Source organism: Edwardsiella piscicida, from assembly GCF_021733145.1.
In the GTDB taxonomy this organism is placed as follows: Bacteria; Pseudomonadota; Gammaproteobacteria; order Enterobacterales; family Enterobacteriaceae; genus Edwardsiella; species Edwardsiella piscicida.
This window is the reverse complement of sequence record NZ_CP090968.1, coordinates 2,825,000-2,836,312: the sequence shown is the minus strand read 5'-3', so window position 1 is coordinate 2,836,312 and position 11,313 is coordinate 2,825,000. Positions and strand designations below refer to the sequence as shown.

The 11,313-nt window shown below is 58.7% G+C and carries 9 protein-coding genes, 1 tRNA gene and 1 pseudogene; 5 read left to right on the top strand and 6 right to left on the bottom strand.

Annotated features, from left to right (window positions below; translation table 11 throughout):
* Window positions 1-34: 34 nt before the first annotated feature.
* Window positions 35-1,405 (top strand): sensor domain-containing diguanylate cyclase, encoded by a 1,371-nt coding sequence (locus L1P05_RS12925; protein WP_012849526.1) that lies wholly within the window; start codon window positions 35-37, stop codon window positions 1,403-1,405.
* Here L1P05_RS12925 and lpxH read toward each other — a convergent pair.
* Entirely contained in the window at window positions 1,348-2,127 is a 780-nt protein-coding gene (gene lpxH, locus L1P05_RS12920) for a UDP-2,3-diacylglucosamine diphosphatase (protein ID WP_015462160.1), read from the bottom strand. The two genes, L1P05_RS12925 and lpxH, sit on opposite strands and share 58 nt — an antisense overlap.
* An 8-nt stretch (window positions 2,128-2,135) precedes the next feature.
* Complete coding sequence (gene ppiB, locus L1P05_RS12915; protein WP_012849525.1) at window positions 2,136-2,630, bottom strand: peptidylprolyl isomerase B; 495 nt, start codon at window positions 2,628-2,630, stop codon at window positions 2,136-2,138.
* 188 nt (window positions 2,631-2,818) lie between these two features.
* Here ppiB and cysS point away from each other — a divergent pair, with 188 nt between their 5' ends.
* Window positions 2,819-4,204 (top strand): cysteine--tRNA ligase, encoded by a 1,386-nt coding sequence (gene cysS, locus L1P05_RS12910; protein WP_012849524.1) that lies wholly within the window; start codon window positions 2,819-2,821, stop codon window positions 4,202-4,204.
* A gap of 63 nt (window positions 4,205-4,267) precedes the next feature.
* Here the strand turns inward: cysS and ybcJ are convergent, their stop codons facing one another.
* Both ybcJ and folD read right to left on the bottom strand, forming a co-directional pair.
* Window positions 4,268-4,480 (bottom strand): ribosome-associated protein YbcJ, encoded by a 213-nt coding sequence (gene ybcJ, locus L1P05_RS12905; RefSeq protein ID WP_012849523.1) that lies wholly within the window; start codon window positions 4,478-4,480, stop codon window positions 4,268-4,270.
* Window positions 4,481-4,600: 120 nt separating this feature from the next.
* Window positions 4,601-5,458: a bifunctional methylenetetrahydrofolate dehydrogenase/methenyltetrahydrofolate cyclohydrolase FolD gene (gene folD / locus L1P05_RS12900; RefSeq protein ID WP_015462158.1), complete on the bottom strand. Its 858-nt coding sequence runs from the start codon at window positions 5,456-5,458 to the stop codon at window positions 4,601-4,603.
* Window positions 5,459-5,656: 198 nt separating this feature from the next.
* Between folD and L1P05_RS12895 the strand changes: the two genes are divergently transcribed.
* Window positions 5,657-5,733 (top strand) — tRNA-Arg (locus L1P05_RS12895).
* Window positions 5,734-6,184: 451 nt separating this feature from the next.
* Here L1P05_RS12895 and L1P05_RS12890 read toward each other — a convergent pair.
* Window positions 6,185-6,478, bottom strand: a complete 294-nt coding sequence (locus L1P05_RS12890) for a hypothetical protein (protein WP_012849521.1) — start codon at window positions 6,476-6,478, stop codon at window positions 6,185-6,187.
* Between the two features lie 463 nt (window positions 6,479-6,941).
* Between L1P05_RS12890 and L1P05_RS12885 the strand changes: the two genes are divergently transcribed.
* Both L1P05_RS12885 and L1P05_RS12880 read left to right on the top strand, forming a co-directional pair.
* Window positions 6,942-8,141: a chloride channel protein gene (locus L1P05_RS12885; protein ID WP_285806480.1), complete on the top strand. Its 1,200-nt coding sequence runs from the start codon at window positions 6,942-6,944 to the stop codon at window positions 8,139-8,141.
* A 356-nt stretch (window positions 8,142-8,497) separates the two neighbouring features.
* Window positions 8,498-8,830: an HdeA/HdeB family chaperone gene (locus tag L1P05_RS12880; protein WP_012849518.1), complete on the top strand. Its 333-nt coding sequence runs from the start codon at window positions 8,498-8,500 to the stop codon at window positions 8,828-8,830.
* Window positions 8,831-9,042: 212 nt separating this feature from the next.
* Here L1P05_RS12880 and gss read toward each other — a convergent pair.
* Window positions 9,043-10,910, bottom strand: a pseudogene (gene gss / locus L1P05_RS12875) (bifunctional glutathionylspermidine amidase/synthase).
* Window positions 10,911-11,313: the final 403 nt, after the last annotated feature.

Below are 11,313 nucleotides of genomic sequence, written 5' to 3'. Positions count from 1 at the left end.
GATAGTCTGACGCTATATTGTTTAAGGACTGTCCATGAAATGGATCACGACGCTATTGTCCCGCGGCGGCGGTCCGCTGGGAATATTATTATTATTTCTGACGCTGGTGTGCTATTGCCTGATCTTCCTGACGGCGGCGCAGCCTATGGTACTACTGCGCGGCTTTATCGCCGTATGTAACGCTATTTTGCTGATCATGCATATATTTATTGCGTTATTTATTTTTATGCAATTTAACTGCGAGCGCCAGCAAATATATAAGATCCCGTTAATCGTATCCTACCTACTTTCGGCCTCGCTCCTTCTCTGTAGTTTATTATTTTGCCAAGATATCTTTTTTCCGGAATATAAAAATGCGTTAACGCTGAATGACTTTGTTTTATTTTATTTAATCCGCTATAGCGGAATGGCAATGCTGTTTCTGTATGCGCTGTACCTTTACCGCCGGCAGGAGAAAGGCGCCATCGCGCTCGGCCCGGTGGTGGCGCTGAGCCTGACCATGAGCGTCGCGGTCGCGCTGGGCGCACTGCTGCTCTCCAACCACTCGCTGCATTCGCTGTGGCTCGAGCCACGGCTGCTGCAGGTGTCGCAGAATTATCAGGCAGGGTATCGACAGGTGGTGCTGCCGTTTATGTGTACGCTGTGGGGGGCGCTGGCGCTGCTGCTGATCTGGCAAACCCGTCTGGCGACGCGCTTTTGGCTGGCGGTGACGCTGGCCAGCCTGATCATCCTGGGCGGGTTTGTGCTGCAGTGGCGCTCTCCCCAGGTGAGCAGCGTAGGGTGGTATGGATCTCTGCTGTTTGGGCTGGTGGCCAATTTTTACGTCATGGAGATCTTCTTATATGACATTTTTCAGCGCTACCGTCGTATACAGATCGAATATGCCATCAGCTACAACAATGCGATCCGCGATGGCCTGACGCAGACCTTTAACCGCGCTTACTACTATGGGTGTCTGCAGCGGGCGCTGCCGCAGTGCGGCGCGACATACCCGCTGGGCGTGCTGATGATGGATATCGATCGCTTTAAGCTGATCAACGATCGCTATGGCCACCTGAGCGGCGATCGGGTGCTGTGCGAGGTGGCTCGGGCTATCGGTCGGGGAGCCCGTCCAGAGGACGTGGTGGCGCGCGTCGGCGGCGATGAGTTTTGCATATTACTGTACCACGCGGACGCGGCGCAGACGCGCGCGATAGCCGAGCGGATCTGTCGCGACGTGGCGGCGCTACCGCTCACGGCGCTGGACGGCACCCCACTGAGCGTGACCCTCAGCATCGGCGGCGTTGTCTGCGAGGAGAGTCGACAGAGCGCCCAGGCGTGCGTGGCGCAGGCCGATATGGCGCTGTATCAGGCCAAGCTGGCGGGGCGTAACCGCGTCGTGATGGGCTCGCTCTCTGCGGGGTGAGCGGGCAGCTCGATCAGATGTATCCCCTGTGCGTCGACCCGGATCATCGAGCCGTGGGTATGCCAGGCACCCAGCACCGCGCGCAGGGCGCAGCGGCCATCGTCCAGGCTAAAGTGATGTAGGGCCGGGCGATGGGTATGGCCGTGGATCATGCGCTGAACGCCGCGGCGTTGCAGAGTGGCGCAGACCGTCTCCTGGTTGACATCCATGATGGTCATCGCCTTGGCGCTGTTGCTGCGCTGGCTCTGTCGGCGCATACCGGCGGCGATCTTCAGGCGCAGGCGCAGGGGAAGGCGGCGGAACAGCCACTGTAGCAAGGGGTTGTGAACCCGGCGTCGGTAGCGCTGGTAGTCGCGATCGTCGCTGCACAGGGTATCGCCGTGCAGCAGCAGAATCGGCTGACCGTATAGCGTAATGATCTGTTCATCAGGCAGCAGGGTCATGCCGCAGCGCTTGGCATAGGACTTACCCAGTAAAAAATCGCGGTTACCGCAAATGAAGTAGCAGGGCACGCCACTGTCGCTCAGACGGCGCAGCGCCTCGGCGACGTGCTGGTGCAGCGGCTGGGGGTCATCATCCCCTATCCAGTAGTCGAAAAAGTCGCCCAGAATGTATAGGGCTTCTGCCTGAGGGGCTTCTTCGGCAAGAAAGCGCAGAAAACCGGCGGTGATCGCCGGTTCCTGTTGGCTGAGGTGTAAATCAGCGATGAACAGCGTTGCCATTCGGGCGATTATTCGCTCACGGTAACGCGTTGGATGATCACGTCTTCACGCGGAACATCCTGGTGCATGCCGTTACGGCCGGTGGAGACACCCTTGATCTTGTCGACCACGTCCATGCCGTCTACCACTTCGGCGAATACGGCATAGCCCCAGCCGTCCGGGCGCTCGGAGCGGAAGTTGAGGAAGTCGTTATCAACGACGTTGATGAAGAACTGGGCGGTCGCCGAGTGCGGATCGTTGGTGCGCGCCATGGACAGCGTGCCGCGGGTATTCTTCAGGCCATTGTTGGCTTCATTCTTGATCGGTGCCTTGGTGGCTTTCTGTTTCATGCCCGGCTCGAAACCGCCGCCCTGGATCATGAAACCATCGATCACGCGGTGAAAGATGGTGTTGTCGTAGAAGCCGTCACGGCAGTATTCCAGGAAGTTGGCAACGGTAGCCGGCGCTTTGTCGTCAAAGGTTTTGATGACGATGTCACCATGATTGGTGTGGAAAGTAACCATAACAATAATCCTGTTTTATGATGATTGAAGCAAGCGGGATGATTGTAGCCGATGCCCCTGCCGCTGGCACCTCTTTCTCCGGGAATATTCGCAGGGCGCTGCTCCCGGGCTTCATTCTCTCCGGGCGCTGCGTTAGTATAACCTTTACGTTTCTATCCCGTTATCAGCAACTATCACGGATACCCCCGATGCTTAAAATCTTTAATACACTCAGTCGCCAGAAAGAGGAATTTAAACCCATCCATGCCGGTGAAGTCGGTATGTATGTGTGTGGGGTAACCATTTACGACCTGTGTCACATCGGTCACGGCCGAACCTTTGTCTGTTTCGACGTGGTGGCCCGCTACCTGCGCTACCTGGGCTACAGGTTGAAGTATGTGCGTAACGTGACCGACGTGGACGATAAAATCATCAAGCGTGCGCTGGAGAACAAGGAGAGCTGCGAGCAGCTGACCGAGCGTATGCTGGCGGAGATGCATCGCGACTTTGATGCCCTGAATATCGCCCGTCCCGACGTGGAGCCGCGCGCGACCCACCATATCGCCGAGATCATCGCGCTGGTGGAGCAGCTGATCGCCCGCGATCATGCCTATGTGGCCAGCAACGGCGACGTGATGTTCGCCGTCGATACCGATCCGGACTACGGCGTGCTGTCGCGCCAGGATCTGGAGCAGCTGCAGGCCGGTGCGCGGGTGGAGGTGGCCGACGTGAAGCGCAACCCGATGGACTTTGTGCTGTGGAAGATGTCCAAGCCGGGCGAGCCGAGCTGGCCGTCACCGTGGGGCGAAGGGCGCCCCGGCTGGCACATCGAGTGCTCGGCGATGAACTGCAAGCAGCTGGGCGCGCACTTTGATATTCACGGCGGCGGTTCGGACCTGATGTTCCCGCACCATGAGAACGAGATTGCCCAGTCGACCTGCGCCCACGACGGCGCCTACGTCAACTACTGGATGCACTCCGGCATGGTGATGATCGATCGCGAGAAGATGTCCAAGTCGCTGGGCAACTTCTTCACCATCCGCGACGTGCTGGCGCACTATGACGCGGAGACGGTGCGTTACTTCCTGATGTCCGGCCACTACCGCAGCCAGCTGAACTACAGCGAAGAGAACCTGAAGCAGGCGCGTGCGGCGCTGGAGCGTCTGTATACCGCGCTGCGCGGCACCGACGCCGCGGCGCAGCCGGCGGCGGATGAGACCTTTACCGCGCGCTTCCGGGCGGCGATGGATGATGACTTCAACACGCCGGAGGCCTACTCCGTACTGTTCGACATGGCGCGTGAGATCAACCGTCTGAAAGGGGAGGACATGGCGCAGGCGAGTGCGCTGGCGGCGCAGATGCGCGGTCTGGCCCACGTCCTGGGGCTGCTGGAGCAGACGCCGGAGCACTTCCTGCAGAGCGGCGCCGCGGCAGGCGATGACGAGGTTGCGCAGATCGAGGCGCTGATCAAGCAGCGCAACGATGCCCGCGCCGCCAAAGCATGGGCGCTTGCCGATGAGGCGCGTGACAGCCTGAATGCGATGGGGATCGTGCTGGAGGATGGGCCGCAGGGCACCACCTGGCGGCGTAAGTAAGGCCGAGCGATAACGCGCAAAAAGCCGGACCTGGGTCCGGCTTTTTGACGTCTGGAGCTCAGCTTAGGCGATGACGCGCGCCTGCTGCCCGGCGAAGTCGACCACCTGGCCCGCGACAATCTTCGCGCGCTTGCGCGTTTCGACCGCGCCGTCGACCTTGACCTGGCCCTCGGCGATCAGGTTTTTGGCCTGGGCGCCGCTGTCGCACCAGCCCTGCAGCTTCAGCAGATCGCACAGCTCGACGTGCGGATGATTGTCCAGATGGAAAGTTTGCATGGTCTTTTCTCTTGCCTTAAAAATTAACCGCCGCGCGGGCGGACACGCCGCTATTGTGCCAGCCTGCAGCGCCTGGCGCACGGGAAAGCTGCGTCTGGGACACGATGGCGCGCCGAGGGCTTAGTCGTCGTGAAACGCCTCACAGGCCTGCAGGGTGTTCTGCATCAGGGTGGCGACGGTCATCGGCCCGACGCCGCCGGGAACCGGGGTAATCCAGCTGGCGCGCTGGGCGGCGCCGGCAAAGTCGACGTCGCCGACCACCTTACCGCTTTCCAACCGATTGATGCCGACATCGATCACCACCGCGCCGGGCTTGACCCATTCGCCGGGGATAAAGCCGGGTTTACCGACGGCGGCGACGATCAGATCGGCGCGCTCGACGTGCTGCTGCAGGTTACGGGTGCGGCTGTGGGTGATGGTGGTGGTGCAGCCGGCCAGCAGCAGCTCCAGCGCCATCGGTCTCCCCACGATGTTGGAGGCGCCGACCATCACGGCATCCATCCCCTGGGTTTCGATGCCGCAGCGCTCCAGCAGGGTAATGATACCGCGCGGGGTGCAGGGGCGGAGCTTGGGGGTGCGCTGGCACAGGCGGCCCAGGTTATAGGGGTGAAAACCATCCACGTCTTTGTCCGGATGGATGCGTTCCAGCACGCGGCTGTTATCGATGCCGACGGGCAGCGGCAGCTGTACCAGAATACCGTCGATGGCCGCGTCGGCGTTGAGCGTATCGATCAGCGTCAGCAGCTGGGCCTCATCGGTGCTGTCCGGCAGCGCATAGGAGCGGGAGAGAAAGCCGACCTCTTCACAGGCGCGCTGCTTGCTGCCGACGTAGATGCGAGAGGCCGGATCGTCACCGACCATAATGACCGCCAGTCCCGGCGCCCGTTTGCCGTCCGCCAGGCGCTGTCGCACCCGTGCCGCCACTTCACTTCTGACCTGCTGCGCAATCGTTTTCCCATCAATAATTTTTGCTGTCATGGTGAGCTGATCCATCCTGGTTATGTTGCGGGGATGTCGCCATTGTCGCAAATGGCTGGCCCGCTGTCAGGTGAATATTGATCTCCATCAATACCCGCTAGGCGCGTTTTACGGTGAAAGGCATTGACTCACCTGAGTTGGGCCGTATAATCCCATTCCGCCTGAAACATCAGGCAGATGCACCGGTGATTTTCCGATGCGCCCTTAGCTCAGTCGGATAGAGCAACGGCCTTCTAAGCCGTGGGTCGCAGGTTCGAATCCTGCAGGGCGCACCAATAACACGTCCAGTCAGTTCTCCCTCTTTCTATAAAAACCAATAAAATCAATATCATCATCGCCATTGCAGCCGCCTTACGTCACGCGTAGGCGAGCGATATCTCGTCCGCGTTGGGGGCGTCTCGCGCTGCGATCAAGGCGATAGTGCCCTGTGGTGTCACGTCTGTCGCCGTCGACCTGGCATCCGTAGGGCAACGGTAGAGACGCGCCATCGCTCGGTAAGCGAGATCGCTGAGCGTGGACACATGGGGGATGGGATTCGCGTCTTCCGGCTGCGCTATCGCGGCGGCGCTGGATGATGAGAGCGTTCAGGCGGCCACCGTATTATGGTGAGACGGCGTTTAGTCGCGACGCGCGACGAATCGTCAGAGGCGCCCTGCTGCGTGGATGGAGGAAACATCTGATATTCGCGTAATACCCCATCGCGTGCGGCGATGGGGTGATTCCAGGTTAGGCTACCTTTTCAAAGTTTCCGATAGCATAGCTGGCCGATCCCTCTTTTTTCTTCAGCACGCCGGGATGGCTGGCATCAATATAGCAGGTGCCCTTTGCGCCAAACCCTTTGCTATCAGGAAGATCGGCCCAGTTTAATACAACGGATTTATCCTGTGGGTCAATAATACCAAAACCCACGTTATGGCAGCCGTTGCCTGATCCGGAAACAAATACGGAATTTCCATCTTGCGTAATATGATAGGTCATTCCATCACCATGACACAGCCACTTTCCAGTTAAATTCTGCATATGAATTTCCTTTGGGGATAGAGAAGTTGTCCTACTCAATTAACGTTGCCGTGCACACAGCAATATAAGGAATAGCATAGGCAAGGGTAACTCGCAGTGGCTTTATCCTGTTAAAAGTTGTCATGGGTCAAACTTATCGGCTTGCAATGTTTTATATATGGTTCACCCAATCGTGCTAGCGCGATATATACAGCATGGCTGAAAGTCATTATTTATAGGAGTCGGCGTATTTATTCTTCTCTTGAGCGCTGAATAACCCGGTTTTTTATTATAAGCGCGTGGATGGTGGCGTCCGGTTTCCGGCGTGTAAGAAAAGATAACAATATTGACACGGCGGCGGCAGGATAGTCTGGCGCAGGCTGTGCTATGGTCACTGACAGTGATGATGGGGCGATGGGCGGTGACGGTGCGTAAGCGGGGTGATGTATTTGGGTGGCGGCGCTGGGGTCGCTTTACGCTGGCGATGCTGCTGACGGGGGGGACCGCCGGGGTGGCCGGGTGGCTGGTCGCCCTGCTGCTGCACAGCGTGCAGCATCTTGCCTATGGCTATAGCCTGGATGCGATCATCAGCCGTGAGTCTTTTCTACAGGGGGTTAGCGATGCGGCGCCGTGGCGCCGCTTTACGGCGTTGATGGCGGCGGGCGGCGTGGCCGGCGTGGGGTGGTACGCGCTGTACCGCTATGGGCGTGGTCTGGTCAGCGTGCGTGATGCGCTACGCACTCCGGTGTCGCGGATGCCGACGTGGGAAAGCATGCTGCATGCCGCGCTGCAGGTGATGACGGTCGGTATGGGATCGCCGCTGGGGCGGGAGTCTGCGCCGCGAGAGATGGGGGCCCTGGGCGCGGAGCGTCTGGCCTTTGCGCTGGGGATTACGCCACCGCAGACGCGTACGCTGATTGCCTGCGGCGCCGGGGCCGGTTTGGCGGCGGTGTACAATGTGCCGGTGGCTGGCGCTCTGTTTACGCTGGAGGTGCTGCTGAAGAGTTGGCGAGCGAGGGCGGTGATCCCGGCGCTGGTCTGCTGCACAGTGGCGACGCTGGTCGCCCGGATCGGACTGGGAGATGAGTACCAATACTCTATGCCGGGGTACCGGGTGACGGAGGGGCTGCTCCTCTGGTCGCTGCTGTTTGGTCCGCTGTTTGGCGGTGCAGGGGTGCTGTTTGCTCGCCTGGGGCGTTTGGCTGAATCCCACTCTACGCGTGATGTTCGACTGATCCGGGATAATCTGTTGGCCTTTCTGCTGCTGGCGCTGCTCAGCCTGTGGCTACCGCAGTTGCCCGGCAACGGAAAAGGGGCAACCTGGCTCAGCTTTAATAGCGACGTGGGCATTGGGTTGGCCGGACTTTTGCTGTGTGCGAAGGTGGCGGTGCAGATGGCGGCTCTGCGGGCGGGGGCGCGCGGAGGGCTGATGACGCCAGCGTTGGCTAACGGCGCGCTGTTGGCCTGCATCGTGGGGAGCCTGTGGCTAAAGCTGTGGCCGGGCACCGCGCTGGGGGCGTTCGCCGTCGTCGGCGCCGGGGCGTTTTTATCCGCCTCGATGGGAATGCCGCTGACCGCGCTGCTGCTGGTGTTCGAGCTAACCCATATCAGCCCAGACTTTCTGCTGCCGATGCTGTTGGCGATCGTCGGCGCTACGGCGGCACGCCGTCTGCTGGGACCCTAGGGGCGCGGCGTGAAAATGCGGCGGCGCATGATATTCTGCGGCGTGCGCTGTGATATCGACGCGCTATGTATCTCGTCGCTTAAAAATAAATTTATACAGTACGTGCGGAAGAAGAGTTTATTTTGATTTATTGTCGATAAGTGCGCTGATTTATTATTGTTTAAATAAAAAATAGATTATATCTACCCTCTTCCTTTCTAATCTATTTGTGGCACTGGACGCCTGTCCGAAAAGATGTACAGAGTGCCGGTGTTTTTTTACTGTTTTTTATTATGCGAACAGAATAAAAATGATATTTATAAAAGAAGCAGTATCGAGTGCGTCTAGCGAGAATATTACTTAATAAGGAGTTTGCAATGAAAAGTAAAACAACATTTATGGGTGGTTCCGTACTGGCGCTGACTCTGGCACTGGCTGGCAACGCCTGCGCTCAGGAGCTGACGATGGCCACGGTAACCACGCCGGAAACCATGACTTGCCATGAGTTTACCCAGATGAACCCGAAGGCGATGACGCCGGTGATGGTCTGGGTGGTCAATAAGGATCGCGACTATAAAAACGGCGACTATGTTGATTGGCAGAAGGTACAGACGGTCATGGTGCCGAAGGTGATTAAAGTCTGTAAAAAAGAGCCGGGTAAGAAAATTGTCGAATTCCGTAATCAGGTCCAGGAGCTGGTTTCAGAATAACGCCGGGCGCGCACGCCCTTTGCGCTGAGCGGATGGCGGTCAATGCCCATGATGTCACGGAGATAGAGCCTATCCCATCAGTCAGCGTAGGCGTCTGACGAGCGGGAACGCGTAGGGGATCTGCGCGGTCCGGCGCGTGTCAACGCCAGCCTCTGCTGGAATAGGCTCTCCGTCGCACCTAAGCCCGCTGCTTGACGGGCTTAGGTCGGCACCTACTTCAGAAACTCACTGTCTTTGAGCACGATAAGCGGCTCGATATCACTCTCTTTCTTGATCACCAATGCGCTGTCTGCGCGCAGGCAGGCGCCGCCGTAGCTACCGCCCACGGTAAAGGTACAGACCTGGATATGCTTGTCCGCCACCCGCGGTAGGCACCATAGCTGCTGATAAATATTCTTCTGGTCGCGGAATTTCCCGCTGGTGGTATCGAGCACCTCCTCATGGCGGCTGACCAGATCGATATTACTGCCACAGCGCCCGGCGATCGGCTTAACGGCGTAGCCGCTGCGGATCAGCGCCGGCGTCGGCTCAAAGTCGGTATCCAGGAGATAGCGGTGGTGGGGGAACAGCGACCACAGGATCGGGAGGATCGCCTTGTTTCCGGGGATGACGGTCCACAGCGGTTCGAACACCATGATTTCCGGACGCAGCAGAACGTCGATCAGCCGCACCTGGTTTTCCGGCTGGCCGGTGCGGATGGGTACCGCGGCATATTCGGCATCGCTGACTTCCCGTACCTGCTCCAGGGCGGTCTCCCATGCCCAGGTTTTCCAAACGCAGTTCACCTGGCGCCCCTCGTCGTCGATCAGCTGACCGGTGGCGTCCCAGCGCAGCGCCGCCAGCCCTTTGACTATCTTGCTATCGAAGCCGGCCTGCGACAGCGCCCGCTGCATAAAGAGCGCGTGATAGCTCTCCTCGACGTCGTTATCCTGCATGATGTGGACAAACGGGCGGGCGTGGCTGTGGCGCCAGGCACCGGCCAGCTCGTTGAGCAGATCCTCGCCCGGGTTGTAGCCCGGTACGCCGTCGCCCTGCTTCGCCCAGCGCTGCAGGATCAGCGCGGCCTCCGTATGGCAGGAGGCCGAGTCTGCGTTGTATTCGTAGACCTTCAGCCCTCGCTCATCCATACAGAAGTCCATGCGCCCGGTGATCATGCAGTGACGGCGCTGCTGCCAGGAGAGGCGCAGGCGCGGCCAGAGGATCTTGGGAATATCGAACAGCGCCAGCAGACTGTCGTCGCGCAGCACCTTATCGGTGGCGTGCAGGTACATCAGGTGCAGCTCATTGGTGGCCTTGATCAGCTCCTGTTCGGCGCTTTCGCTGATGGTGACATATTGATACGGGTTTTGGTTGATGACGTGCCCATTAGCCTGTACATAGGCGTTTTCGAGGGGATCGCTTTCATTCAGCCAGCGGCCGTCAAAGGTCCCCTTATCGCTGCGTCGGGCGTCGTGCAGCGCCATCATCGGCGGCGCCAGGGTGGGCTGGGGTAAGCTGTCGCGGGCGTCGTCGGTATGGATCATCCAGCCGAGGATTTCGGTGTCGTCAAACGAGTCCCGAATGGTATAGCGGCCCTGGTGTCGCTGCAGCGTGAGCTCCCGCGTCCACTGCTGTCCCGGCGGCAGCGGGGCGTGGATAACGTTTTGCTCGGCGATGCGTACCCGGTCGCCCAGCAGCTGGGTGATGACGGCAACGTGGCCGGTATCCTTGAATTCACCGCCTTTCTGCCAGATCAGCAGCGCACCGGCGCCCGCGCCGAACCGTTGGCGAAGGCCTGCAGCGGTAGCAGGCTATCGTTAACGACCTGACGCAGAAAACGCAGAGAGAAAATTTCATAGGCCATGCCGACGTCGGTAAATACGACGCCGTAGTTCAGAAATAGAAAGCGACGGGCAAATTCGACGCACTGCCACTTGTGGCCCATATATTCGTCGTCGATGTAGCTGCGCAGGGAGGCTTCATCGGGATAAACCCGGGGATCCAGCGTGCTATAGTCGGAGGAGTAAATTGCGACGCCGCCCGGCGCATAGCCAAGCAAAGTACCGAAAGGGGCGTCATTGTGGGTGATATCTACGCTCATGATCCTGACCTCAGTATAACGCTGCTGGAGCTGGCTGGCAGGGTGAAAAGGGTGCCGTCATGGCAAGTCGCTGGCGCCAGCCAGACAGAGGTGGATTCATCATAGCACTAACTTACGGGGCGGCAACGGCGCGGGCAGAAAGGGCGGGCGGTCGCGCTGCGGCTACGCAGTCAATAAAAGTGAAATATGCCTATTGTGTGAGAAAAATCTTATTTTATAGCGCATGGATTATCCTTTTCAGGGATAGCACCACGGTGCCTCGTTCATCAAATAAATCGTAATTTGAATATGTTAGCGCATATTAATCGCATTCTCTGCGGCGAGTTTAATACCGTATTTTTATTTGTATCTAATTGATAATAAACTGATTGTTATCGGCGGTGTCGTTCTGTTGGCGCGATGC